21 protein-coding genes and 1 pseudogene are annotated in these 25,373 nt (G+C 46.2%); 11 read left to right on the top strand and 11 right to left on the bottom strand.

Annotated elements, in window-relative coordinates:
• Positions 1-70: 70 nt before the first annotated feature.
• The gene (pgi, locus tag GV030_RS00315; protein WP_159578649.1) at positions 71-1,726 is read left to right on the top strand and encodes a glucose-6-phosphate isomerase; all 1,656 of its coding nucleotides are present in this window, start codon (positions 71-73) and stop codon (positions 1,724-1,726) included.
• Here pgi and GV030_RS00310 read toward each other — a convergent pair.
• Complete coding sequence (locus GV030_RS00310; RefSeq protein ID WP_159578647.1) at positions 1,713-2,459, bottom strand: RNA methyltransferase; 747 nt, start codon at positions 2,457-2,459, stop codon at positions 1,713-1,715. The two genes, pgi and GV030_RS00310, sit on opposite strands and share 14 nt — an antisense overlap.
• 14 nt (positions 2,460-2,473) lie before the next feature.
• Between GV030_RS00310 and GV030_RS00305 the strand changes: the two genes are divergently transcribed.
• From GV030_RS00305 to GV030_RS00295, 3 genes are read left to right on the top strand one after another with little or no spacing between them, the layout of a single operon-like run.
• Positions 2,474-4,933: a BamA/TamA family outer membrane protein gene (locus tag GV030_RS00305; RefSeq protein WP_159578645.1), complete on the top strand. Its 2,460-nt coding sequence runs from the start codon at positions 2,474-2,476 to the stop codon at positions 4,931-4,933.
• 2 nt (positions 4,934-4,935) lie between these two features.
• Positions 4,936-5,859 carry an oxygen-dependent coproporphyrinogen oxidase gene (gene hemF / locus GV030_RS00300; protein ID WP_159578643.1) on the top strand — a complete coding sequence of 308 codons (924 nt, stop codon included), beginning with the start codon at positions 4,936-4,938 and terminating at the stop codon, positions 5,857-5,859.
• Entirely contained in the window at positions 5,852-6,412 is a 561-nt protein-coding gene (locus tag GV030_RS00295; protein ID WP_159578641.1) for a phosphatase PAP2 family protein, read from the top strand. The genes hemF and GV030_RS00295 overlap by 8 nt, the downstream gene beginning before the upstream one ends.
• Here GV030_RS00295 and GV030_RS00290 read toward each other — a convergent pair.
• Both GV030_RS00290 and GV030_RS00285 read right to left on the bottom strand, forming a co-directional pair.
• A complete protein-coding gene (locus tag GV030_RS00290; protein ID WP_159578639.1) occupies positions 6,399-7,100 on the bottom strand; it encodes a LytTR family DNA-binding domain-containing protein in 702 nt (233 codons plus the stop codon). The two genes, GV030_RS00295 and GV030_RS00290, sit on opposite strands and share 14 nt — an antisense overlap.
• A 4-nt stretch (positions 7,101-7,104) precedes the next feature.
• Complete coding sequence (locus GV030_RS00285; RefSeq protein WP_159578637.1) at positions 7,105-7,692, bottom strand: riboflavin synthase; 588 nt, start codon at positions 7,690-7,692, stop codon at positions 7,105-7,107.
• An 86-nt stretch (positions 7,693-7,778) separates the two neighbouring features.
• Between GV030_RS00285 and GV030_RS00280 the strand changes: the two genes are divergently transcribed.
• Genes GV030_RS00280 through GV030_RS00270 form a run of 3 tightly spaced genes read left to right on the top strand, consistent with a single transcriptional unit; the run spans position 7,779 to position 9,451 of the window.
• Positions 7,779-8,402 carry a protein-L-isoaspartate(D-aspartate) O-methyltransferase gene (locus GV030_RS00280; protein ID WP_159578635.1) on the top strand — a complete coding sequence of 208 codons (624 nt, stop codon included), beginning with the start codon at positions 7,779-7,781 and terminating at the stop codon, positions 8,400-8,402.
• Between the two features lie 3 nt (positions 8,403-8,405).
• Positions 8,406-8,924, top strand: coding sequence for an acyl-CoA thioesterase (locus GV030_RS00275; RefSeq protein ID WP_159578633.1), 519 nt, complete (start codon positions 8,406-8,408; stop codon positions 8,922-8,924).
• Complete coding sequence (locus tag GV030_RS00270; protein WP_159578631.1) at positions 8,924-9,451, top strand: hypothetical protein; 528 nt, start codon at positions 8,924-8,926, stop codon at positions 9,449-9,451. The genes GV030_RS00275 and GV030_RS00270 overlap by 1 nt, the downstream gene beginning before the upstream one ends.
• Before the next feature lie 4 nt (positions 9,452-9,455).
• On the opposite strand, the gene GV030_RS00265 is transcribed toward GV030_RS00270, so the two are convergent.
• Genes GV030_RS00265 through alaS form a run of 3 tightly spaced genes read right to left on the bottom strand, consistent with a single transcriptional unit; the run spans position 9,456 to position 14,681 of the window.
• Complete coding sequence (locus GV030_RS00265) at positions 9,456-10,568, bottom strand: TlpA disulfide reductase family protein (RefSeq protein ID WP_255465025.1); 1,113 nt, start codon at positions 10,566-10,568, stop codon at positions 9,456-9,458.
• 6 nt (positions 10,569-10,574) lie between these two features.
• The gene (gene gatB, locus GV030_RS00260) at positions 10,575-12,041 is read right to left on the bottom strand and encodes an Asp-tRNA(Asn)/Glu-tRNA(Gln) amidotransferase subunit GatB (protein ID WP_159578629.1); all 1,467 of its coding nucleotides are present in this window, start codon (positions 12,039-12,041) and stop codon (positions 10,575-10,577) included.
• Between the two features lie 6 nt (positions 12,042-12,047).
• Positions 12,048-14,681 carry an alanine--tRNA ligase gene (gene alaS, locus GV030_RS00255; protein WP_159578627.1) on the bottom strand — a complete coding sequence of 878 codons (2,634 nt, stop codon included), beginning with the start codon at positions 14,679-14,681 and terminating at the stop codon, positions 12,048-12,050.
• Between the two features lie 128 nt (positions 14,682-14,809).
• Between alaS and GV030_RS00250 the strand changes: the two genes are divergently transcribed.
• From GV030_RS00250 to dprA, 4 genes are all read left to right on the top strand, one after another.
• Positions 14,810-15,793, top strand: coding sequence for a M23 family metallopeptidase (locus tag GV030_RS00250; RefSeq protein ID WP_159578625.1), 984 nt, complete (start codon positions 14,810-14,812; stop codon positions 15,791-15,793).
• Between the two features lie 124 nt (positions 15,794-15,917).
• Entirely contained in the window at positions 15,918-17,126 is a 1,209-nt protein-coding gene (locus tag GV030_RS00245; protein ID WP_159578623.1) for a CapA family protein, read from the top strand.
• Positions 17,127-17,137: 11 nt separating this feature from the next.
• Positions 17,138-17,476, top strand: coding sequence for a MerR family transcriptional regulator (locus tag GV030_RS00240; protein WP_159578621.1), 339 nt, complete (start codon positions 17,138-17,140; stop codon positions 17,474-17,476).
• 3 nt (positions 17,477-17,479) lie between these two features.
• A complete protein-coding gene (gene dprA, locus GV030_RS00235) occupies positions 17,480-18,577 on the top strand; it encodes a DNA-processing protein DprA (protein ID WP_159578619.1) in 1,098 nt (365 codons plus the stop codon).
• Here dprA and GV030_RS00230 read toward each other — a convergent pair.
• The 5 genes and pseudogenes from GV030_RS00230 to GV030_RS00210 all read right to left on the bottom strand — a co-directional run bounded on the left by GV030_RS00230 (position 18,574) and on the right by GV030_RS00210 (position 25,363).
• The gene (locus GV030_RS00230; RefSeq protein WP_159578617.1) at positions 18,574-20,370 is read right to left on the bottom strand and encodes an SLC13 family permease; all 1,797 of its coding nucleotides are present in this window, start codon (positions 20,368-20,370) and stop codon (positions 18,574-18,576) included. The two genes, dprA and GV030_RS00230, sit on opposite strands and share 4 nt — an antisense overlap.
• 36 nt (positions 20,371-20,406) lie before the next feature.
• Positions 20,407-21,252: a hydroxymethylglutaryl-CoA lyase gene (locus GV030_RS00225; RefSeq protein WP_159578615.1), complete on the bottom strand. Its 846-nt coding sequence runs from the start codon at positions 21,250-21,252 to the stop codon at positions 20,407-20,409.
• Positions 21,253-21,279: 27 nt separating this feature from the next.
• The gene (metF, locus tag GV030_RS00220; RefSeq protein WP_159578613.1) at positions 21,280-22,236 is read right to left on the bottom strand and encodes a methylenetetrahydrofolate reductase [NAD(P)H]; all 957 of its coding nucleotides are present in this window, start codon (positions 22,234-22,236) and stop codon (positions 21,280-21,282) included.
• Between the two features lie 61 nt (positions 22,237-22,297).
• A pseudogene (gene metH, locus GV030_RS00215) lies at positions 22,298-25,008 on the bottom strand (methionine synthase); the annotation flags it as partial.
• On the bottom strand, positions 25,001-25,363 hold the full coding sequence (locus tag GV030_RS00210) for a four helix bundle protein (RefSeq protein WP_159578609.1): 363 nt from the start codon (positions 25,361-25,363) through the stop codon (positions 25,001-25,003). The pseudogene metH and the gene GV030_RS00210, both read right to left, overlap by 8 nt.
• Positions 25,364-25,373: the final 10 nt, after the last annotated feature.

Raw genomic sequence — 25,373 nt, 5'->3', positions numbered from 1 at the left:
GGAAGATTATGCGGTTGAATTTATTGTAAATGCTCTCCTTTCTTGTGAAGTTTACAAGAAAAACGAACAAATGCTATCAACCATAAATCCTGAAGAATCCAACTCCTGGAAAGCACTTACCAAACACTTTGATACTATAAAAGAAACCCACATGCGGACGCTCTTCGAGCAAGACCCGCATCGTTTTGAAACCTTCTCAAAAACCTTCGAGGATATCCTTCTCGACTTTTCCAAAAACAGAATTAACAGCAAAACCTTCACGTTACTTTGTGAGCTAGCTGAAGAAATGGGGCTTCAGGAAGCCAAAAAACAAATGTTCGGTGGTGAGCCGATCAACCTTACTGAAAACAGAGCGGTTCTCCATGTGGCGCTGAGAAACTGCGGTAAAAAACCCTACTATGTCAATGGTGAGAACATTACTCCTGCAGTAATGAGCGTGCTGGATCGCATGAAATCCTTCACCGAGCGACTCCACCAGGGTGACCTCAAGGGGTATACCGGCAAAAGGATTGAACACATTGTCAATATCGGAATTGGTGGGTCAGATCTGGGCCCATTTATGGTCACAGAATGTCTGAAACCTTACCAGAAAGCAGGTATTCAATCTCACTTTGTGTCCAATGTGGACAGCACGCACATAGTGAATGTGCTGAAAGCTGTAGACCCTGAGACTACACTGTTCATTATCGCCTCAAAGACCTTCACCACGCAAGAGACCATGACCAATGCCCTCTCAGCTAAAAAATGGTTTCTGGATGCGGCTAAGGATGAGAAATATGTAAAAGATCACTTCATTGCCATCTCTACCAACAAGGAGTCTGTTACCCAGTTTGGTATAGACGAGGCAAACATGTTTGAGTTCTGGGACTGGGTAGGTGGCCGGTATTCGCTATGGTCGGCCATCGGGATGCCGATAGCCTGCGCCATTGGTTTTGACCGGTTTTGGGAGCTTTTGGAGGGTGCTGAAGCTATGGACCAGCACTTCCTTAATACGCCTCATGAGGACAACTTGCCTACTATCCTGGCGCTTCTGGGCATATGGTATAACAACTTCTTTGGGGCCGAGACACAGGCCATTTTGCCCTATGACCAATACATGCACGCTTTTGCTCCGTACTTGCAGCAAGGTGACATGGAGAGTAATGGAAAATATGTGGGGAGAAACGGGCAAAAGGTGACTTATCAGACCGGACCCATCATTTGGGGTGAGCCCGGCACCAATGGTCAGCATGCCTTTTACCAGCTGATTCACCAGGGTACTAAGTTGATCCCCTGTGATTTTCTGGCTGCTGCCCAAAGTCAAAATCCACTGGACGACCATCACGAGAAATTGTTAGCCAATTTTTTCGCTCAAACAGAAGCGCTCCTGATGGGTAAATCCAGAGAGGCGGTAGAATCAGAGTTCAAGGCTGGTGGGGCTGATCAGGAGACCATAGACCTGCTCTCACCTTTTAAAGTATTTGAGGGTAACCGTCCGACTAACAGTATTCTCTACAAAAAGCTCACGCCGAGAACCCTGGGGTCGCTGATTGCCATGTATGAGCATAAAATATTCGTTCAGGGAATCATCTGGAATATCTTCAGTTTCGATCAGTGGGGCGTGGAACTTGGAAAACAGTTGGCTAAAGCCATTCTTCCTAAACTTTCCGGTGAGGAGAGCATTCATGATCATGACGCTTCTACTTCCGGACTCATCAATGCTTATAAGCAGCTCAGGAAAGATTAAACCTGAGGTGATGGCAGAGGATCCCCGTGGCAATGGCCACATTGAGTGACTCTGCCATCCCTACTTTCGGGATACTCACCTTGCCTGAGATCACCGCTTTCACCTCCGGACTCAGTCCATGGGATTCACTGCCCATGACCAGCATCACCGGCTCTTGTGTTGACCACCGTGAAGGAGCAATACCCTCCAGGTCTGCCCCAAATGAAGGAACAGGGGCGTCGGAGATAAATCTGGAGATATCAGTGTAAATTACCCTGACACGGGCAAACGACCCCATCGTAGCATTCACTACTTTAGGGTTATAAACATCCGCTGAATCCTGAGAGCAAATGAGGTACTTCAACCCGAACCAATCCATCGTACGAATGATCGTGCCCATATTACCAGGATCACTCACTCCATCCAGTACCACCAGATGATCGTTGAAAGGCACTTCGGCCAATTCCTGCTCGGGCATTTCCACCACTGCGAGACAATCATTGTTGGTCTGAAAGGTACCCAACTCCGTGAGCGTATTGGAATCCACTTTAATAATTACATCTTTAACAATAGTGGATGGCAATGTGTTGTTATGAAGGAAATCATTGGTGGCCAGAAGATACCTAACCGTATAATTTGACTCGATGGCCTCCAATACATTCTTTCTACCCTCTATGATAAAACACTTTTCCTTTGTGCGGTACTTTTTTATCTTCAGTGATTTGATGAATTTTGATTGTTTAATAGATACCATTGGGCGAGCTGGGTTTGAAAATTAAAATTCTCCTTCTATTTATTACTGTTTCCGTTTCTTCCTGTATAGGCACAAAGTACCTAAAAAAGGATGAGACGATCCTGTACAAACAGAACATTAAATCGGTGGGGCCCATTAATGAGGAATCTCTCCAGACTCAGCTGACCCAAACACCCAACTCACGACTCCTGGGCCTCCCTATCGCGCATCTCGTGCACGTCTACAAATGGGGTGAAAGCAACCTCGACTCTGCAAAACTGCTTCGCAAAAGAGAGCGAATCACCCTTAAGTACGACAAGAAAATAGCTGGAGCAAAGTCCGACTCGCGAAAGACCAAACTCACTTCCAAAAAAATACAAAAGACAGAAAAAATCGAGAAAACACTGCGTGAAGGTAATCAGCTCATGCGTTGGGGTGAGCAATTGGCAGTATTTGACAGTACACAACTGATCAATTCTACCATCAACCTTAGAAATTATCTCTTTTCCAAAGGGTATTTTAATGCTAAGATTTCCACGAACGTCACTCACAGAAATCAACGCACGTTTGTGACGTATAAAATTCTGGAAAGCAAGCCTTACACTATTGATTCCATTGTGTACAAGATCCAGGACAAGCAAGTCAAGAGCCTGTTCGAAGCTAACATCAATCAACAAAAAATGGTCGGTAAACAGTACGACCAAGAGCTCTTCGGCAAAGAAAGGGATCGGGTATACGACCTGATGTCCAACAATGGATATTATGACTTTAAGAAGCAGTACGTTCTGTTTGAGGTAGACTCCACCCAACTGGACGACAGAAGATTATTGATACGGGAAAACATAGCCAATCCGCCAGGCAAGTCCCAACACAGAACCTTCAGGATGGATTCAGTGATTTTCTCCAACGAAACAGCTTTGACCAATTCACAAAACAGGCAAACCGAGGAATACCATGATATCACCTATAGCTTCACCAACGACAAGTACCCGGAGCGACTGTTGAGCTGGAGAATTTTCCTGGAAAAGGACAGCCTTTACAGCAAACAAAACACCCTGGAAACCCAAAAACAGCTCTCCTACCTGGATATCTTCAAATTTGTAAACATCAACTACGATAGTAGTGGCGGAGAGTTTATTGCCAATATTTTCACCAGCCCATTGAAAAAATACCAGACTTCCACTGACATGGGATTGAGCGTATTGGAGCATGCTCAGGGGCCTCCCGGTCCGTTTTTTAATTTTAATGCGAAAAGCCGAAACGTTTTTGGAGGCCTGGAAATCATCCAACTGGATGGAAATGCCAGCATTCAGGGTATCAAGAGTGTTAGTGAAGACAATACCAACTACTCGCGGTTTCAGTATGGAGGCCAGCTTTCGGTTACCTTCCCTCAGTTCCTTTTTCCCATGCGGGAGTCTCAGAGGGCCGCCATTGGGCGGTACAACCCTAGGACGAAAATTGCTACTGGGGTTAATTTTGAGGACAGAAAAGATGAGTACACACGTACCACCTTCAATGGAAGTATGTCCTACATATGGCAGGTCAAGGAAAGCACCCAGTTCACCCTGAAACCCTTTGATCTCAGTTATATCAATTCCATAAATTCCGACAGCTTTACAGATACGCTGAAGGCCCTGGAAGACAGTGGTAATCAGTCGTTGGTGAGTTCATTTCAATCTTCATTTGTTAGTTTCACCTCATTCAGCACACAGTTCAATCAAAACAATTATGGTCTCGGTGGCCGCACCAATTCGGGACTTTGGCAGGGCTATATAGAAACCGGGGGAAACCTTCAAAGTATTCTGGGTAAAAAACCCCTCAGTAACTCATTTGACTCGCTGGAGTACTACCACTACGTGAAAGCCAGTGTGGATGTCCGCCGTACCAATCGCCTCAGCTCCAAATCATCGCTGGCTTACCGTCTCAATCTGGGAATGGCGTATGCCTACGGAAGCAATAAGGCACTGCCCTACGAGAAGTACTTCTTTGCCGGCGGAAGCAACAGCATTCGGGCCTGGCAGCCCAGACGTCTGGGACCAGGTGCCTATGCCGTATACAGCACCTCAGATGATGGCGGAGATATAGAGGTGAATAATAGCCGTGAACAGCCGGGAGACATCATCATGGAAGCAAGCGTGGAGTTTAGACGGGATCTGGTAGGGTTCATTGATTACGCCCTGTTTATCGATGCAGGAAACATCTGGCTGTGGAATAGTGAAACTGTCGAAAAGGAGACCGATGGCTACGGAAACGGCACCAATGATGATGGGGTCTTCCGGCTCAAAACTTTCCCTAAGGAGATCGCTGTGGGTGCGGGGTTTGGTCTGCGTTTCGACTTCTCCTTTTTGGTCCTCAGAACGGATATCGCTTACAAGATGGTGGATCCGGCTTATCCGATGGGCCAGCGCTTCATTTTAGGTGATTATCAGTTGAATGATTTGTGGGATTTTAAAAACCGGGCTGCGGTTAATATAGGGATAGGTTACCCCTTTTAGACATGGAACAACGGAAACAAGTTGAAAATTGGTTTAAAAACCTTCAGGATCAAATCTGTGCAGGACTCACCACGCTCGATGGAAAATCTCAATTCAGAGAGGACCTATGGGATCGTGCTGAAGGCGGTGGTGGACGCACCAGAGTGATAACCAATGGTAACCTCATAGAAAAAGGAGGTGTCAATTTCTCGGCCGTTCATGGACCTCTGCCCGAAAAAATCCAGAAGGGTCTGGCATTGTCTCCATCTGAATTTTATGCCACAGGGGTATCCATAGTCCTCCACCCTGTCAACCCATGGATGCCTATCATCCACATGAATGTACGATACTTCGAGACTACTCCTCTGGACCAAAATGAAAAAGGAACCTATTGGTTTGGTGGTGGCATAGACCTCACACCACACTACATCACCCCAGAAGACGGAGGATACTTTCACCATCAACTCAAGGCTGTATGTGATCAAACAGACCCTTCATTTTATCCTAGATTTAAACAATGGGCTGATGATTATTTCTACATCCGCCACCGCAAGGAGACGCGCGGAGTAGGTGGTATTTTCTATGACCGGCTACATCCAGAAACTGAAGAAAAGTCATTTAATACCTTGTGGGCTTTTCAGCAAAATGTAGGAAATGCCTTTCTCCCTCTCTATGAATATTATGCCCACAAGTATCGGGGAAAACCCTACGAAGAGACACACAAAAACTGGCAAATGGTCAGGCGTGGGCGCTATGTAGAGTTTAACCTGGTATGGGATAAGGGCACCAAGTTTGGCCTGGACACCGATGGTCGCACAGAATCCATTCTGATGAGCATGCCTCCACTGGCACAGTGGCACTATGACCATCAACCCCAGGCAAACTCACCCGAAGCTGAGACGCTCAAGTGGCTCAAAAAAGACATCAACTGGCTGGATCATGCTTGAATGGGTGCTGGAACTGGATGAGAAAATCTTTTTAACCCTGAATGGTCTGGGTTCACCCTACCTGGATACATTCATGATCTGGATGTCAGACAAGTACCTGTGGATTCCCCTGTACCTGTATTTGATTTTCAGGCTGTATCAGCAGGAAGGCAAGAAGCTCCTATGGCCTCTGATTACTCTTATCGTTGTGATCATTTGCACCGACCAAACCACTGCAGGATTTATGAAACCCTATTTCGAACGCCTGCGACCCTGCAAAGATCCGGCCCTGGAGGATCTGATCGTCATCATAGGTGAATGCCGTGGGAAGTTTGGTTTTGCTTCCGGGCATGCGGCCAACTCCTTTGGTCTAGCTGCCTTTTTCTATTTTAAGGAACGCTCTCTTTTCAGTAAGGGACTTCTGCTATGGGCCGCCATAGTAAGTTATAGCCGGGTATATCTGGGCGTTCATTACCCGGCTGATATTTTGGTAGGTATGCTGGTGGGAGTTTTCTGGGCTTATGTCCTGTATGCCACTATGAAATCCTTCCGGCTCAGGGCTAAAGCATATTGACCCTGGAAAGAAACTCATCCTTGTAAGAAGCACCTATCGGGATCACCTTATCACTAATGGAGATATTGAAATCCTCAATATTGCTGATCTTGCTCCTGTTGATGATGTAAGACCTGTGCACCCTGCTAAACATGCTCATAGGCAATCTCTTCTCGATTCCCTTCATAGTGTGATGCACAATGAATTTGCCCTTGAGTGTATTGAAGATCACATAGTCTGCCAGGGCCTCCACAAAAAACAAATTCTCAAAAGGGATTCGCACCAGTTTGGAGTCAGACTTCACAAAAATGTGATCCTCCATTTCAGCAAACTTCAGCTCTTTTTCGCGCTCCTCTCTGGCCTTTATCACCGATTTCAAAAACCGGGTATATTCTATTGGTTTGACGAGGTAATCAAGCACATTATCCTCAAAGGCCTCAATGGCGTACTCCTTTTTGGAAGTAATGAAAATAATCGGATAGGTATTCTTGAGTGACTTTGATAACTCAAGGCCAGTCATCTCTGGCATTTCCACATCAAGAAAAACAAGATCCACATCATTGTTTTTCTCTCCAACGAGTATGTTAGAGGCTTCTATGGTGTTATCCAGGACGTGCGTAAGATTGAGAAAGTCAGTTTGTTCTATAAATCTACTTACCAGCAAACGAGACATTTCGTCATCGTCTACAATCATACAGTTCAAGGTCATTTATTTAGGCCGGTTTGGTTTGTAACTTCTTTATATACTTCCCAATAATATCAAATTCAATGTTAACGATGCTCCCTTTTCTCAAATTTCGGAAGTTGGTATGATCAAAAGTATAGGGAATTATCCCAACACTAAAGAAATTTTCGAATATATCGAAACATGTCAGGCTCACACCATTGATGCAAACGCTCCCCTTCTCCACCATCACCTCTTCGGACGGCCCCAGTTCAAACCTGTAGATCCACGAACCATCCTTATCCTCTACCCGCTCCACCACAGCAGTGGTATCCACATGCCCTTGCACTATGTGTCCATCAAAACGGCCATTCATTTGCAGGCATCTTTCCAGGTTAATCTCATCACCCGGGCTCAAAGTCCCAAGGTTCGTTCTTTTCAAAGTCTCATCAATAGCTGTTACCCAGTGGGCACCATCCTGCACTTCAGTTACAGTGAGGCAAATGCCGTTATGATTAACACTTTGGTCTACTTTCAATTCATGACTGATGTCCGAAGAAATTTTCAGATGAAGATTCGTACCATCTCTTTTAGTTTCCTTAAGATTGCCAAGCGACTCGATGATTCCTGTAAACATGGGATTTTCTATGCGATGTCCGATTATATTTTTACATACTGGTTTACAATATTAGCTAATTGGAAGATAGTTACAGGCATAAAGGAATGCGGAAACTTCTGATAAAGGAAGTGGCCTCCAAAGGAATCACAGATGAACGGGTGTTGAATGCTATGATGAAGCTGCCCAGGCACTTTTTCTTTGACGAAATCTTTGTGACTCATGCCTACGAGGATAAAGCGTTTCCAATAGGTCAGGGACAGACCATTTCGCAGCCATACACAGTGGCCTTCCAGACGGAGCTTCTGGAGATCAAGGCCGGGGATAAGATTCTCGAGATTGGCACGGGCTCGGGCTACCAGGCCAGTATCCTACTGGAACTTGGCGCTGAAGTACATACCATAGAGTACAATAAGGTCCTCTACAACCAAACCCGAAAGTTTTTACCACGGCTAGGCTATCGGCCCCACTTCTATCAGGGAGATGGCTCACGTGGGCTTCCTGCACAGGCTCCCTTCGATGGAATCATCGTGACTGCTGGCGCACCATCAGTACCCCAGGACCTTATTCAGCAACTCAAAATCGGTGGAAAGCTGATCATCCCGGTTGGGGACGGAAAAACCCAGGAAATGTACAAATTCACCAAGGTCACCGAAAACAAAATTTCCAAAAAATCATTTAAGAATTTCAGCTTCGTACCTTTGCTGGGCGAACACGGCTGGAAAAAATAACCTATGAGCAAAAAGAAAAAACACTGCAGGGAATCCTTTGTGACCATGACTGAAATGGTCCTCCCCAATGACACCAACACCCTCAATAACCTCATGGGGGGAAGACTCATGCACTGGATGGATATCGTCTCAGCAATCGCCGCGCAGCGTCACAGCAATCGCATCGTAGTAACGGCCTCAGTAGACAATATTTCTTTTTCAAAAGCGATACAGCTCGGCAATGTAGTCACCTTAAATGCCTTTGTCACCAGAGCCTTCAATTCCTCCATGGAGGTATACATAGAGGTGACGGCTGAGGATGTGCCTTCTGGCAGGAAAATAGAAACCAACAAAGCTTTTTTCACTTTTGTGGCCGTAGATCAGATGGGGAAACCCATTGACGTACCAGAGATAGAACCAGAAACCGCCGATGAACAGGAACTGTATGAAGGAGCGCTCCGCAGAAGACAACTCAGACTGGTTCTGGGTAAGCGGATGAAACCTGAAGACGCCAACGAATTAAAATCAATTTTCAAACTGTAATGGAAGACGAGTATCTGCCCTTTTTCATCACTGAAGACCTCTACCTGCTGGACGAGATCATCCCTGAGTCTGTAAAAGAGACACCTCCAGCCCCTGTGGTGGAAGAAAAAGTGGAGACCCCAGCGGCAGTGGTGGAAGAAAAAGTGGAGACGCCAGCAACCGTGGTGGAGGAACCTCCCGCAGCCATCGTCCCACCTACCGTGCATGACCTGGCTATATGGTCACCTCCGCTTACTGCACAGGACAAAGAGCTTCTGGTGAAAATATTGGCTGCCATCAATGAAGATTTCGAAAAGGCCAACTTAATGGAAGGCATCAACGCTTATGAGCCACACTATCACAAGCTCCTTTGTTTTGGATACCAAAAAGAACTGGAATTGAAACTGGGAACCGCTGTGGCTTCTTATCAACCTACCAAAGTATCTGATAGGCAAATCCTGGTGTCAGCCGCTCCGGCAGATTTGCACGCAGATAAAAATGAAAAGGGCCGCTTATGGACGGCCCTTCAGGAAATGTTTTTAAAGTAGGCTATTAGCCAAATATTTCTTTCAACTTGGCTTCCAGCGAGGCTCCTCTCAGACCTTTGGCGATGATTTTACCATCCGGACCGATCAAATAAGTAGCTGGTATGGAGGTGATCTGATATTCAGCAGCAGCCACAGAGTTGAAGTACTTCAGGTCCGACACATGCACCCATGGCAATCCATCCTGCTCTATGGCCCCTACCCATGCAGCTTTGTTTCTATCCAAAGACACCCCGAGTATTTCAAAGTTTTCACCCTGATACTGCTGATAAAGTCTCACCACGTTGGGGTTTTCAGCCCGACAAGGTTTGCACCATGCAGCCCAAAAATCAACCAACACATATTTTCCACGTAAAGAGCTAAGCGTGACCACTTCTCCATCAGGATTGGGTAGTGAAATCTCAGGCGCTTCTGCCCCAATCGCCAGTTTTCTGAGGGCCGAAACCTTTTTGGTCAACTCTTCTGTAAACATATTGCCGGGAAGCTCGGCACTGAACTTCTGAGCTACACTGTCGTAAAAAGGGAAATGCTCCTCCACAGGCAATGACTCCAGCCCGTAATACGCAGCCAATGAAGGGGCGATCTTCCAGATAAATGTTTTCAGCTCCTTCTGACGCAGTTTCATCAGTGCAAAATACTCTTCTGTGAGCCTGGCAAGGGTCTGCTGATCATCCGCCATCCTCGCCTCAATGGCCTGCTGATTGAGTTCCTTCACGTCCGCCTGCTGATCACGCATCATCCCTTCCAGCTGTTGCACGTATTTGGTGTGCTTGGAGCCGGTCACGGAGACTTCTCCACCAGGGTTATTTCCTTCCAGCATGATCACCACTTCCTCTTCCGTGCCATCCAGCACCAGGTTCATCTGCTGGCGATTGTAAAAATTTAGTCGATAAAAAGTAGCCTCAGCCGGCTTCACATAAAACTCAAATGCTCCCGAAGGATCTACCTCAATGGTATCGATAGGTTTCAGTCCGGTAAACTCAAATTGATTGAGCACAACCAACTCACCTTTAATAGGATTTTCAACTTTTCCAGACACATTAATCCCATCTTCTCCAGATTTACCACATCCAAAAACGGACAAAATCAAGCCCAACACCAAGTACTTACTCTGACTCATAATCTTTTATTTGATTGTTTCTAACGACTCTCTTAACAGTCGGTTGGCCAACTTAGGATCTACCTTTCCATTGGTCTTCTTCATGACTTCTCCCATAAACATCCCGATGAGGCCTTTTTTACCCTTTCGGTACTCTGCCACTTTCTGAGGGCTATCGATCAGCACCTGATCAATCACCGGCTGAATGGAAGCTGTGTCCGATTCCTGAAAGATATTGAGTGTTTGGGCAGCTTCCAAGGGAGTAGCCCCAGGATTAGCCACCAGATACGGAAAAAGTTGTTGATTGGCAGCGGAAAAGCTCACCACTCCTTCATCTATCAGCTGAATGATTCCGGATAAATGACTGACCCTGATCACCGAACTTTCAATGGTATTTCCGGTTTCGTTCAGATAGGATTTGAATGGACCCATCACCCAGTTGGCGGCACCTTTGAAATTATTGGTTTGCTGACACAGTTCTTCGAAGAAATAGGCCATCTCCTTTTGATCGGTTAGCACCAAAGCATCTGATTCACTCAGACCATATTCCTTTTCAAACTTGCTTTTGAAATCAGAAGGTAACAAAGGCATTTCAGCCCTGATCTTCTCCAGCCAGTCGCTGGTCACTCTCAGCGGGCTCAGGTCAGGCTCCGGAAAGTATCGGTAATCATTCAACTCCTCTTTGGTGCGCATACCCGAGGAATCCCCCGTATTGGCATCAAAAGTCCTGGTCTCAGAAATAATCTCCTCTCCCGCCTCCAAAAGCGCTATTTGTCTATCCATTTCGTGGTAAATGGCGCGTACCACATTTTTAATGGAGTTCATGTTTTTCACTTCCACCTTTTTACCTAATTGGGTATCGGTGGTTCGCATCACGGATACATTGGCATCACAGCGGACAGAACCCTCTTCCATGTTGCCATCGCATATTCCCAGATAACGCACAAGCTTTCTCACTTCTGTCAGAAAAGCCCCTGCTTCTTCCGGTGTTTTGATCACCGGCTCGGTCACGATTTCTATCAGTGGCACACCCGCTCGGTTCAGATCTATGAGGGTATCGGTCTCACCTTCCAGGTGAATGGATTTTCCGGCATCTTCCTCCAGGTGTATTCTGTTCAGTACTACCTCTGAGTGTTGATTGCCATCATAGACCACCGGCACCGACCCACCTATGCAGATAGGAGTCTTATCCTGAGTGATTTGATAGCCCTTTGGAAGGTCCGGGTAGAAATAATTCTTTCGATCGAAAAACTGGTACTCGCTAATCTTACTCTTACAGGCCAGCCCCATCTTGATAGCATATTCCACAGCTTTGATGTTCAGCTTGGGCATCACACCAGGATGTCCCAGTGAGATGGTGCTCACGTTGGTATTGGGTGCATCCCCAAAGGAATTGCCATCTGACGAAAAAATCTTCGTCTCAGTATTCAGCTGTGCATGCACCTCCAGCCCTACTACAAGCTTGTATTTGGCTTTGACCTCTTCGGAAATCATTTGATCTCAACTTTTCAGTTTCTCATGAATAATTTTCTTCCCAATCTCAAGCGCTTGAGAGAGTCCGGCCAAATTCTTACCACCAGCAGTGGCATAAAATGGCTGACCTCCACCACCACCCTGAATTTCCTTCGCCATGGCTCGCACCATTTCAGAAGCATTGAGTCCAAGCTTTTGGACCAACGCGTCATCCAATATGACACTTAGCATTGGCTTTTCGTTCAGGTTGGCAGCTAAAACCGCTACCAGATTAGGAACTTCATTTTTGAGTTCAAATGAAAGTTGTTTGAGTACATTGGCATCAGGCAATTTTACTTCCTGGGTGATTACTTTGATGCCATCAATATCTTCTACTTTATTGATTAAATCCTTTTTCAGAGCGCTGCCCTGCTGCTGATTGAGCTCATCAATCTGCTTCTGAAGCTGATTTTTCTCCTCAATAAGAGATACAATCGCTTTCTTGGGATCGGCCGGGTTTTTAAGAAGTTCCTTTATTTCTTTAAGTATCTCCAATTCCTGATCCACGAAAGCTTCAGCCTTATCAGCCGTAATGGCTTCTATACGCCGTACACCGGCTGCTACAGAGCTCTCACTTACGATCTTAAACAAACCGATATGGCCAGTAGCTGGCACATGGGTACCTCCGCATAGCTCTACAGAATAATCCCGATCAAAAGTGATTACCCGCACAAACTCACCATATTTCTCCCCAAAGAGTGCCATAGCACCCAATGATTTGGCTTCTTCTATCGGAACATTGCGCCTTTCGTCCAGCGCTATATTTTCACGTATCCTTCTGTTTACAATCGCCTCTACTTTCGCAATTTCTTCTTCTGTCACCTTGGCGAAATGGGAGAAATCAAATCTCAAAACCTCTTCGTTCACCAGGGATCCCTTTTGTTGCACGTGTTCGCCAAGAACGCTTCTCAGTGCTGCATGAAGTAAATGCGTGGCGGAGTGATTGTTTTCGGTAAGCAGGCGCTTCTGCACATTCACTTTTGCCATAAAGGTGGCTGTGAGGTCTTTGGGCAGAGCCTTGGTGTAATGAACAATCAGGTCATTCTCCCTTTTGGTATCAAATACCGCAATGCGCTCTGCATCACTCTCTAAAACTCCCGAATCCCCTACCTGACCACCGCTCTCAGCGTAAAAAGGGGTCTGATCCAGCACAATCTGGTAGAAAGAACCTTTCTTTTGCTTTACTTCCCGATACCTGGTGATCCTGGATTCAGATTCCAGGTGTTCATAACCAAGAAAAACAGAAGCCTCGGCTTCAGAAATCACACTTATCCAATCCCCGGTAGACTGCTCTGCTGCACTTTTAGATCTTTCCTTTTGAATCAGCATTTCAGCCTGAAAAGCTTTTTCATCTACTGAGAAACCATTTTCTCTGGCAATCAATGAGGTAAGATCCAACGGAAATCCGTAGGTATCATATAGTTCAAAAGCCGTTTTCCCATCGATCACTTTGCCCTTGGTCTCAGCTTTGATGATTTCAAATCGTTTCAGCCCTTTTTCCAGTGTTCTGAGAAAAGATACTTCTTCCTCACGAATCACTTTGGCCACAAACACACGCTGCGCGTCCAACTCGGGAAAGGTATCTTTAAACTGATCCGCCAACTGCCCTACCAGGTCCGTGAGGAAAGGTTCTTTAAAATTTAAGAAAGTGTATCCGTAACGCACAGCTCTTCTAAGGATTCTGCGAATCACATATCCTGCCTTTGCATTGCCCGGCAGCTGTCCATCGGCGATGGTAAATGAAATAGCTCTGATGTGGTCAGAAATCACCCTTATGGCAATATCCACTTTCTGGTCTTCACCATAGGTCACACCGGCACGTTTCGCAATAGACTGGATAATTGGCTGAAAAACATCCGTGTCATAGTTGGATTGCTTTCCCTGAACAGCCATAGCCAGTCGTTCGAAGCCCATTCCGGTATCTACATGCTGCTGTGGTAGATTTTTAAGCGAACCATCAGCCAGTCTATTGAATTGCATGAAAACCAGGTTCCAGATTTCCACCACCAGTGGATGGTCATTATTGACAAGGTCTCTACCCGGTACTTTTTTTACTTCATCCTCTGAGCGCAGGTCAATGTGGATCTCGGAGCAGGGGCCACATGGACCCGTATCCCCCATTTCCCAGAAATTATCTTTCTTATTACCATTGAGAATACGGGATTCGGGTATCAGTGCTTTCCAGTATCCCCGTGCCTCCTCATCTGCTTCCAGTTGTTCTTTCTCATCTCCTTCAAAAACAGTGGCATACATGCGATCCTCCGGCAGGCCACATACATCAGTAAGAAACTCCCACGCCCATTCGATGGCTTCTTTCTTGAAGTAGTCCCCAAAGGACCAGTTGCCCAGCATCTCAAACATGGTATGATGATAGGTATCCAACCCTACTTCTTCCAGATCATTGTGCTTGCCCGACACACGCAAACACTTCTGAGTATCTGCCACACGGTTGGAATCAGGGGTCTTATTGCCCAGGAAATAGTCCTTAAACTGATTCATACCGGCGTTGGTAAACATCAGCGTAGGGTCGTTTTGTACGACTATGGGAGCGGAAGGAACTATTTTGTGGGACTTTGACTTAAAAAACTCGAGAAATTGAGCGCGGATATCTTTTGAATCCATGTAACTACTTGAATATTAAATGCTTACAGTTTTGCGTTTGGTTTTATTGGTATAAAAACCGTAATTTGCCGATTAGATTTGCTCTACCAGCCGAGCAAAACTAATTGAAAATAACCTAACATTGATCTATGGCCAGGATTAAGTATTATTATGACACAGAGTCATGTAGATACGAGCGGATAAGAGTTTCATCATGGGATATCCTATGGAATTCGCTTGGTTTTTTAATGCTAGCGATGCTTTTGGCGGGGGGTATAGTGTTTATCTATACCAAATATTTTGAGTCCCCTGAAGAGGCGCTTTTGAGAAAAGAAAACGAGGAGCTCAGAATGTACTACGAGCTCCTAAGCAAGGAAGTAACAGATGCCAATCAGATGTTGGCCTCCCTGCAGGAAAGAGATGACAACATCTACCGGGTCATCATGGGTGCAGAGCCTATTGCCGATGAAATCAGAAAAGCTGGATTTGGTGGAGCTAACCGCTACAGAAACATTCTGGAGCAGGGTCTTGAGCGTGAAGAGCTGGTACTTGAAAACTACCAGCGCATTGATCAGCTCAAAAAACAAATGTACATCCAGACCAAATCCTACGATGAGGTGATGAATCTGGCTTTGGACAAAGAGTTGATGCTGGCTTCTATGCCCGCCATTCAGCCTGTATCCAATGAAGACCTTAAGCGACTATCAAGTGGATTTGGATACCGAATGGATCCAATCCTGAAAACACGACGACCACACCACGGAGTAGACTTCTCTTTGCCTAAAGGAAACCCTGTCTATGCTACTGGAGATGGAGTGGTCAAGTTTACCAAAACCAGCTTTAGCGGTTACGGTAAGCAAATTGAAATCGACCATGGATTTGGATACACCACCAAATATGCTCACCTCAATGAGTTTGTGGTGAAAACAGGCCAGAAAGTGAAGCGTGGTGAGTTAATCGCTTACTCTGGAAATACTGGTAAGTCTACCGCTCCACACCTTCATTATGAAGTAAAAATTGACGGTAAGCCCGTGAATCCGGTACATTACTTCTACAAAGATCTGGACTCTGAAGAATATGAAGAAGTACTCCGATTGGCCTCTATAGAAAACCAGGCCATGGGTTCTTACTAAGCATAAAAACATTCGAACTTGAAAGCGATGATCCATCATCGCTTTTTTTATGTCTAAAACTTGTGGAAAACTACTTTCCATAGACAAGATTATCCTCTTACTTTTGTAGGCTAATCCCAATCGAATGAGGCAGCTCAGCGGATCACTTCTTACGTTCTCAATTTTACTGTTTTTGCTTACCAACTGTAAAGTCAGTCAGCAAACCACTGCCCCACCTCCACCCGACCAGCATACCGTGAGATTAGCGTTGGATTCCATTCCTCTGGAAAAAGAGACTTTTCTGATCACACAGGCGGGAGACACCCTTGACACGCTCTTTCAGGAAGTAGACATCTCCATCGAACGCCTCTTACCGGATACAGTCACCATCATGGCGGTGGGAGACATCATGATGGGTACCCAATTCCCCAACAAGAGCTACCTGCCTTTAAACAACGGTGAATACCTTTGGGATGACACCCGGGACCTCCTCGCATCTGCCGACATCACCTTTGGCAACCTCGAAGGCACCTTATTGGATGGCGAAGGTGACCCCAAAGAATGCAACAACCCCGATGCCTGCTATCTATTCAAAATGCCCACCCGACTGGCCACCAATCTCGTTGATTGCGGATTTGATCTGCTAAGCGTTGCCAATAACCACGCGAATGACTTTGGGCCTGTAGGTAGAAAAGCTACGCGAAAAACCCTGGATTCCCTCGGGCTGACCTCCGCTGGCTCTACAGAGTACCCATATACCGTAGCCAAAATAGGAGACCTGAAAGTGGGGTTTGTGGCCTTTGCTCCAAATAAGGGAACCCTCACCTTCTATAACGTGGAATACGCAAGATCCATCGTGACCATGCTGGACTCCCTGAGTGATCTGGTGATTATCTCTATTCATGGTGGTGCGGAGGGTGCCAAGAATATGCACGTGACCAGAGCCCGAGAATTCTATTTTGGGGAAGACCGTGGCAACATTTATGAGTTTAGTCACGCGATGATTGATGCAGGTGCCGATTTGGTATTGGGGCATGGACCACATGTGGTCAGAGCTATTGAAGTTTATAAAGACAGATTAATTGCCTACTCACTGGGTAATTTTTTGACTTATGGACGTTTTAACCTGAAAGGTGCCAATGGGGAATCCCCCTTACTGGAGGTACAAACCAAATCCAACGGCGAGTTCATTGGTGGGAGAATCCATTCCTTCTACCAATCCTATAGCCGGGGCCCCTTGAAAGACGAGCGAAAGCAGGTCATGAAGAACATTCAAAAATTATCTCGGGAAGATTTCCCCGAAAATGAAATATTGATTGATGATGAAGGTAGAATTATCTATATTCAAAACTGAAAATTTTCACCGTGCCATATAAGGAAAAAGAAATAGAAAAAAAGTACTTCACGATAGGAGAAGTAGCCGATGAACTCGGGGTGGCTACTTCACTCATCCGCTTTTGGGAAGGTGAATTTGATATTATCAAACCAAAGAAAAACCGAAAAGGCAATCGCCAATTCACCAAAGAGGACATCAAAAATGTGAAGCTCATTTATTACCTGGTAAAGGAGAAGGGTTTTACACTACAAGGAGCACGTGATTTCATCAAAAACGATGTGGAGGCCGCTACTAACAAGGTGGAGCTCATCGAATCACTCAAGAAAGTACGGTCATTTTTAGTTACTCTTAAGCAGCAGCTGGACTAATGTATGAACGAGAAGCTGTATCAGGTAGCACTGGAATTCATTCCCGGCATTGGTGATGTCAATGCCAAAAACCTGATCGCTTACTGTGGATCTGCCTCAGCGGTGTTCACCGCCAAAATCAGTCACCTAAAAAAAATCCCAGGAATTGGCCCCAAAACAATCGATCTACTAAGCAGTGCGCAACCGCTCCATGAAGCCGAGCGGGTGATCAAAGAAGCCTCAAAAAAGGGAATCGACATTCATCATTTTACGGATTCCTCCTACCCGGAGAAGCTCAAGCAAACGATAGATTCACCAAACATCATTTATTCAAAAGGCACCATCAACTCCTGGAGTAAGGTACTGGCGATCGTGGGCACCCGCAATGCCACCGATTATGGCCGCACGATCACTGAACGTATTATAGAAGACGCCAGAGACCTTGGATTAGTAGTTGTGAGTGGTCTTGCTTACGGCATTGACATCACTGCGCACCGGGCCGCGCTCAAGGCCAATATCCCAACAATCGGGGTGCTGGCCGGGGGTCTTGACCGAATCTATCCAGCCTCTCACAAAAAGCCGGCAGAAGAAATGCTCGAAAACGGCGGGCTTATCTCAGAAAACCCTCCTGGGATACAGGCTGAAGCCCATTTTTTTCCTGCCCGAAACAGAATCATCGCTGGCATGAGTGATGCAGTGGTGGTGATCGAAGCGGCCAGAAAAGGTGGCGCTTTGATTACGGCAAACATCGCCGACTCCTACAACCGCACCGTTTTTGCCGTGCCCGGTGACCTGGAAAACAGGTTTTCCGAGGGCTGTAACTATCTCATCCGAAATCAGAAAGCCCTCATCTACACCGGAGTAGATGATTTGAAATATCACCTCAACTGGGACACTGAGAAGCCCAATGCGGAAAGGCCAGTCAAACATGATTTCTCCAAACTGCCGGAAGGTGATCAAAAATTACTTAGCACATTGAGTGACCATCCTGCCGGTCTGGCCGTGGACGAAATAGCCTGGCGCACCCAAACTCCCATCAACCAGCTGGCAGGAAACCTGCTCAACCTGGAGTTTCAGGGCCTGATTAAGTCGCTTCCAGGTAAAAAGTATAAGCTCTCTTAAAATCCGTAAAACAATGGAATGAGGAAAGTGGCCAGAATCCAAAACAGGATGTTAAGCCATAGCCCTATCCGGAAAAAATCCCTGAATTTGTACTGACCGGCTGTGTAAACCATCGTATTGGTGTGGTACCCAATGGGGGTCATAAAACTGGCAGACGCGGCAATCATCACCGCGATCAGGAATGGATATGGACTCAACTCCAGCTTATCAGCAGTAGTGATGGCTATTGGTGCAATCAACGCTGCAGCGGCATTGTTACTCATAATCTCCGTGAGCATAGACGTGATAAAGTACATGCAGGAAACGATGGCTATTGGCCCCCAACCGCCCAACTGATCCACAAAGACACTGGCGATCATATCTGCCAAACCACTGTTGTGCATTGCCACACCCAGACTAAGTGCGCCGGCCAAAAGGAAAATGATCTTCCACTCAATAGAGGCATAAAGCTCCCGCATATTGATGGTCTTGCTCAGAACCAGTACCATGGCACCAAGAATGGTCGAGATGGCAATTGGAAGTACATTGAAAGACGCCAGGGCCACTACTCCTGCAATCACCGAAAGTACGGTAATAAACTTCTTGCGATTAAAATCAATAATACCCTCCTCAGAAAGCACAATAAAAGGGCTATTTTGACTCATTTCCTCTCGTTTTAGGCTTTGAACCCGGTGCATTTTGATCTCTGTAAGAATGATGTCTCCAGCATTCAGAATCACACTATGCAAATTTTCGTGAACCACTTTCTCACTATGGAGAATGGCTAAAGGAACCGCCCGGTACCTCCTCCTGAAATCCATTTCCCTTAAGTTTTTCCCCACAAATTCGGAACCAGAAGTAATGATCAGTTCCAATATGGAAGTATCCCCCTTTTGCAGCTCGTTCTCATTGATTCGTAGGGCCGAGGTATTAAAACTCACCTTCAACCGATCCTTCAGCGCTTTTATCTTCTCCACATCACAGCGGATCTTGAGGATATCCCCTGATTTGATTTCAAAATCACCAGCTGGCAGAGTGAAAAGATTCCCGTTCCTTCGTACTTCAATCACATCTATTTCCAGATCCTTTGCCAGGATTGAGTCCATGATGCGCTGCCCGACAAACTCTGAATCCTTCAGAATCTCTATCTCCGTCAAATAGTCCCTTACCGCAAATCGCTCAGAAGGATCAGACTCTGAAATCCTGTCGGGAAGCAGGCGCTTACCGAAAAAGTAGATGTAAATAGACCCAACTAACAAAAAGGTAATACCAATGGGTGCGCTCAGAAACATTGAAAATGGCTCCAAGCCACTCTTTTCAGCAATGCCACTCACGAGTACGTTGGTGGAAGTACCAATGAGCGTACACATGCCACCGAAAATGGAGGCATACGAAAGAGGAATCAATAACTTAGAAGGGCTGATCCCAGATATTTTACCAATACTCACCATCACAGGAATGAACATGGCAACAATGGGGGTATTGTTAACGAAAGCTGATACGATCCCTATGAACACCATCATGATGAGGATCCCCAGGTTGAAATTTCGCTTAAAAATGGGCCCCAGATAAGGTCCAATTCGCTGAAGGGAACCGGTTTTGAGCAAGGCATAGCTCAGCACAAACATAAAGGCTACCGTGATGGTGGCCGGGTTACTAAAACCGGCAAGGCCCTCCTCCGCACTGATCACTCCTGACATGGTGAGGGCCATCATAATCAGAATAGCCACAAGGTCTATGGAGAGCCACTCCGTAGCGAAAAGCACGATCGCCACCACGATCACTATCAATACAATAATTGCGTCTATTCCCATGCTGCTAAAAAATCAGATCTTAAAATTGTCTATTAACTAGTGAAATACCTCATTAGAGATCAAAAGAGACTCGGCCATCGCCTCATCGTTGATGGCTATCTCCGCACTCAATTCACTGAGCACCTTCAGTATGTTTTCTGTGGCCATGTTTCCTACCAGGTCGTCCTTAGCCATGGGGCAACCACCGAACCCACGTAGCGCTCCATCTATACGCCTACACCCCGATTCATAGGCCGCCACTATTTTCTCCCTGGCTGTCGCCGGGTTGGAGTGCAGATGAGCTCCAAACTCAATGTGAGGAAATTTGGGAATCAGCGTTTGGTACAAAGTGGATATCCCCTCAGGTGTGGAAACCCCTACTGTATCTGCCAGGGAGATGATCCCTACTTCCATCTCATCCAACTGATCCACAAACTGCCCGACAAAATCCATCTCGTACGGATCTCCATACGGGTTACCAAACCCCATAGACAAGTACACCACCAACGTCTTTCCATCCATTTGGCAGATCTCCTGTATCTCCGCCAGGTTATCGAAAGCATCATCTATGGACCTGTTGGTATTTCGCTGTTGAAAAGTCTCCGAAAGTGAAAGCGGATACCCCAAATACTGAATTTCCTCATAATCAGCCACCTGCTCAGCTCCCCTCACATTGGCCACGATAGCCAGTAGTTTAGAGGAAGACTCACTCAGATGCAGGCCCTGAAGCACCTCTGCCGTATCCTTCATCTGAGGGATGGCCTTGGGTGATACAAAACTCCCAAAATCGATGGTATCAAACCCTACCCGCAATAGTTGATTGATGTACTTGATTTTAAGTGCTGTAGGCACAAAGTCTGTTAGACCTTGCATGGCATCTCTGGGGCATTCGATGATTTTCATGGGGTAGTTTTTATGAGCAAATATACCTTAGAATAATGCCTTGGCAATTCGATAGACTGAGTCTGACTTGCCCATAGAATAATAATGAAGCACCGGCACACCTTTTTCCATCAGTTCTTTTGACTGCTGAATGCCCCATTCTATTCCCACTTCCTTCACCGCTTTGTTGTCCTTACATTTCTCTATCTCATTGTAAAGATCATCAGGTATGTCTATGTGGAAAATGCTTGGCAAAGCAGTCATGTGACTCTTGGTGGTAATGGGCTTGAGACCAGGTATGATCGGCACATTGATCCCGGCTGCCCGACATTTGTCCACAAACTCAAAATATTTACTGTTTTCAAAAAACATCTGAGTCACAATGTACTCAGCCCCTCTGTCCACCTTTTGCTTCAGGTATTTCAGGTCTGACCTCAGATTAGGAGCTTCAAAGTGCTTTTCCGGATAGCCAGCCACTCCGATACAAAAACTAGTGGGCACAGCATTTTGGAGTTCTTCGTCGAGGTACCTGGCTTCATTCATTCCCATCACCTGATCCACCAGGTCAATGGCGTAAGCGTTGCCATCGGGCTCTGGCCTGAAGGTTTTTTCCTCTGCAATAGAGTCTCCCCTCAACACCAGTACATTGTCTATCCCAAGGAAATTAAGATCAATGAGGGCGTTTTCTGTTTCCTCCTTGGTAAATCCCCCACAAATGATGTGTGGCACCGGATCCACATTGTACCTGTTTTTGATCGCTGCGCATATCCCTACCGTTCCAGGTCGCTTTCTGATGGTCTTCTTTTCCAACAGCCCATTTTCCCGGTTTTTATAAACAAACTCCTCCCGGTGATAGGTCACATCTATAAATGGAGGTTTGAATTCCATCAATGGATCTATGTGTGCAAAAAGTGAATCAATACTATCTCCCTTCTTTGGGGGGATGATTTCGAGTGAAAACAAAGTGCTTTCCGTGGAAGCTTTGATATGTTCGGTTACTTTCATTTTTCTATATAAAAAAGCCAATTAAAACCTGGCTAACGATAATTTATTCTACTCAGAGTAATTAATAATTATAGCCCAAATTGGGTGCAAGCCAGCGCTCCACTACAGACAGCTCCATCTGTTTGCGTCGGGCATAGTCTTCCATCTGATCCTTATATATTTTGCCAAGTCCAAAATATTTTGACTCTGGATGGGAAAAGTAAAATCCACTGACGGAAGCTGCCGGGAACATAGCCATACTCTCCGTGAGCTCCACGCCTATGCTCTCTTCTGCTTTTAGTAAGCCAAAAAGCGGTGGCTTTTCGGTATGATCCGGGCAGGCAGGATAACCCGGCGCAGGTCGGATCCCCTGGTAAGTCTCCTTGATCAGATCATCATTCTGCAACTGCTCATCCTTGGCATATCCCCAGAGTTCTTTCCGCACTTTTTCATGCATCATTTCAGCCAGGGCTTCCGCAAATCTATCCGCCACAGCCTTGATCATGATGGACGAATAATCGTCATGATCTGCCTCATACTTTTCCGCAATTTCTTTGGCGCCAAACACGGACACGGCAAAACCACCAAGGTAATCCTGCTGGCCGGTTTCCTTTGGAGCTATGAAATCTGACAAGCTGATATTCGGCAGGTTGGAGCCCTTCTGTCCCTGCTGTCGCAAAAAGTGGAAGGTCTCCTGCAACTCGCCTGACTCATCATAAATCTCCACATCATCCCCCACTGCATTGGCAGGAAATAAACCTACCACGGCACTTGCACGAAGCTCCCCATTAGCAATCACCTGATCAATCATCGCGTTGGCTTCATTATAAAGCTTCCTGGCCTCCTTGCCAATGGTCTGGTTTTCGAAAATCTGCGGGTATTTTCCTTTCAGCATCCAGGTGGAAAAGAAAGGTGTCCAATCAATGTATTTCCTGATATCGGACAGGCTGACATTTTCAAAAACCTGAAGCCCGGTATGATTTGGAACCGGAACCTGATAGGATTTCCAATCTATTTTCACCTTATTGGCCCTGGCCGCTTCATAGGTAATTCGTGCTTTTTCGGACTGACGACTCTCGTGACTGACCCTCAGCTCCTGATACTCTTCTACCGTTTTCTGCACCAGTGCATCTCTTTTCTCTCCCAGCAGGTCCGAGGCTACCCCCACACTTTTGGAGGCATCCAACACATGAATCACCGGGCCAGAATATTTGGGTGCAATTTTCACGGCAGTATGAATCCTGCTGGTGGTAGCCCCACCTATGAGCAATGGTTTCTTGATCCCTCTGCGCTCCATCTCAGCGGAGACATGTACCATCTCGTCCAGCGAAGGGGTAATCAATCCACTAAGGCCAATAATGTCTGCATTCTGCTTCTCTGCTTCGTCCAGAATGCGCTCTGCAGGCACCATCACCCCCAAATCCACGATATCATAATTGTTGCATCCCAGAACAACGCCCACGATGTTTTTCCCAATGTCGTGCACATCGCCTTTCACGGTAGCCAGCAGGATCTTTCCCTTGCTGGTCTTGGTATCACCGGAGCGCTCCTTCTCTTTTTCCAGATAGGGAATCAGATAAGCCACGGACTTCTTCATTACCCGGGCGCTTTTCACCACCTGAGGCAAAAACATCTTACCCGAACCGAAGAGATCTCCCACCACATTCATACCATCCATCAGCGGACCTTCTATCACGTGCAAAGGCTTATCATATTGCTGTCGGGCCTCCTCAGTATCTTCTTCTATATAGTCCACAATCCCTTTGACCAGTGCATGCTTCAGCCGCTCCTGCACCGATTGTTCACGCCAGGCATTGTCTTCCACTTTCACTTTACCCTGACCCTTTACGTTTTCGGCAAGTGTCAGCAACCGCTCCGTAGCATCCGGCCGGCGATTGAGCAGTACATCTTCTACATGCTCCAGCAGGTCTTTCGGGATTTCATCATAGACCTCTATCAAGCCGGCATTGACAATGCCCATGTCCATACCATGTTTGATACCATGATAAAGAAATGCCGAATGCATGGCTTCCCGCACCACATTATTACCTCTGAAGGAGAATGAGACATTGCTCACTCCGCCACTTACCTTGGCTCCGGGCAGGTTTTCCTTGATCCATTTGGTGGCGTTGAAAAAATCCACCGCGTAGTTGTTATGTTCTTCAATACCCGTAGCTACCGGGAAAATATTCGGATCAAAAATGATGTCCTCTCGGGCAAAGCCCACGGTATCTACCAGCAGGTCATAGCAGCGCTTGCAGATGCTGATTCGGCGCTCGTAGGTATCGGCCTGACCTGCTTCATCGAAGGCCATGACCACTACTGCAGCACCATATTGTCGTATTTTGTTGGCTTGTCGCAAAAACGGCTCTTCCCCTTCTTTCAAACTAATGGAGTTCACCACGCCCTTGCCCTGAATGCACTGCAATCCTGCCTCTATGATCTCCCATTTGGAGGAGTCTATCATTATCGGAATTCTGGAGATCTCTGGCTCAGAAGCAATGAGGTTGAGGAATTTTACCATGGCCGCTTTACCATCCAACATGCCCTCGTCCATATTGACATCCAGGATCTGCGCACCACTGCGTACCTGATCGAGTGCTACATCCAGCGCTTCGTCATATTTATCCTCCAGGATCAATCGCTTGAAACGAGCCGAACCTGTAATATTGGTTCGCTCGCCCACGTTCACAAAGTTCGTCTCAGCAGTGATGATCAAAGGCTCAAGGCCTGAGAGTTTTAGTGGTTTAATATTCATCCGTTATCTGTATTCAGTATCCAGTTATCAGTTTGTTTCATTCAATGATTTCCGGAAAGACTGAATCATTTTTGTAAGTATTAATAATTCTTGATATAAGGCATCAAACTGATCGGTAGTGATTAATTGCCTGGCTCTGGCCAAGTAGATACATCCCACCACCTCAACGCAAGACCTCAGCGAGATCGCCAGAAATCTCTTAAACTCCTTCTTCGTTTGACCTGTACTCCCCTCTGCAATATTCAGGGAAACAGAATCCGCCGCTCTCTTCATTTGACTTGTTAAGGCAAATCGCTCCTCAACCGGAAAACACTTGGTCAATGCATTCACGTTCTGCGACAACTCCAGTGCTTTCTGCCAGATTTTCAGGTTTTCAAATATGAATGACATGAAACCGCCG

The sequence above is a fragment of the Marinoscillum sp. 108 genome, from assembly GCF_902506655.1.
Taxonomy (GTDB): domain Bacteria; phylum Bacteroidota; class Bacteroidia; order Cytophagales; family Cyclobacteriaceae; genus Marinoscillum; species Marinoscillum luteum.
Note: the sequence above shows the minus strand (reverse complement) of the source record. Positions and strands in the feature narration are given on the sequence as shown.

What these genes read in the sequence shown, in the direction of transcription:
- pgi (WP_159578649.1), top strand. Translation starts at nt 71, where the DNA reads ATGCTATCAACCATAAATCCTGAAGAATCCAACTCCTGGAAAGCACTT.
- GV030_RS00310 (WP_159578647.1), bottom strand. Translation starts at nt 2,459, where the DNA reads ATGGTATCTATTAAACAATCAAAATTCATCAAATCACTGAAGATAAAA.
- hemF (WP_159578643.1), top strand. Translation starts at nt 4,936, where the DNA reads ATGGAACAACGGAAACAAGTTGAAAATTGGTTTAAAAACCTTCAGGAT.
- GV030_RS00295 (WP_159578641.1), top strand. Translation starts at nt 5,852, where the DNA reads ATGCTTGAATGGGTGCTGGAACTGGATGAGAAAATCTTTTTAACCCTG.
- GV030_RS00290 (WP_159578639.1), bottom strand. Translation starts at nt 7,100, where the DNA reads ATGACCTTGAACTGTATGATTGTAGACGATGACGAAATGTCTCGTTTG.
- GV030_RS00285 (WP_159578637.1), bottom strand. Translation starts at nt 7,692, where the DNA reads ATGTTTACAGGAATCATCGAGTCGCTTGGCAATCTTAAGGAAACTAAA.
- GV030_RS00280 (WP_159578635.1), top strand. Translation starts at nt 7,779, where the DNA reads ATGCGGAAACTTCTGATAAAGGAAGTGGCCTCCAAAGGAATCACAGAT.
- GV030_RS00275 (WP_159578633.1), top strand. Translation starts at nt 8,406, where the DNA reads ATGAGCAAAAAGAAAAAACACTGCAGGGAATCCTTTGTGACCATGACT.
- GV030_RS00270 (WP_159578631.1), top strand. Translation starts at nt 8,924, where the DNA reads ATGGAAGACGAGTATCTGCCCTTTTTCATCACTGAAGACCTCTACCTG.
- GV030_RS00265 (WP_255465025.1), bottom strand. Translation starts at nt 10,568, where the DNA reads ATGAGTCAGAGTAAGTACTTGGTGTTGGGCTTGATTTTGTCCGTTTTT.
- gatB (WP_159578629.1), bottom strand. Translation starts at nt 12,041, where the DNA reads ATGATTTCCGAAGAGGTCAAAGCCAAATACAAGCTTGTAGTAGGGCTG.
- alaS (WP_159578627.1), bottom strand. Translation starts at nt 14,681, where the DNA reads ATGGATTCAAAAGATATCCGCGCTCAATTTCTCGAGTTTTTTAAGTCA.
- GV030_RS00250 (WP_159578625.1), top strand. Translation starts at nt 14,810, where the DNA reads ATGGCCAGGATTAAGTATTATTATGACACAGAGTCATGTAGATACGAG.
- GV030_RS00245 (WP_159578623.1), top strand. Translation starts at nt 15,918, where the DNA reads ATGAGGCAGCTCAGCGGATCACTTCTTACGTTCTCAATTTTACTGTTT.
- dprA (WP_159578619.1), top strand. Translation starts at nt 17,480, where the DNA reads ATGAACGAGAAGCTGTATCAGGTAGCACTGGAATTCATTCCCGGCATT.
- GV030_RS00230 (WP_159578617.1), bottom strand. Translation starts at nt 20,370, where the DNA reads ATGGGAATAGACGCAATTATTGTATTGATAGTGATCGTGGTGGCGATC.
- GV030_RS00225 (WP_159578615.1), bottom strand. Translation starts at nt 21,252, where the DNA reads ATGAAAATCATCGAATGCCCCAGAGATGCCATGCAAGGTCTAACAGAC.
- metF (WP_159578613.1), bottom strand. Translation starts at nt 22,236, where the DNA reads ATGAAAGTAACCGAACATATCAAAGCTTCCACGGAAAGCACTTTGTTT.
- GV030_RS00210 (WP_159578609.1), bottom strand. Translation starts at nt 25,363, where the DNA reads ATGTCATTCATATTTGAAAACCTGAAAATCTGGCAGAAAGCACTGGAG.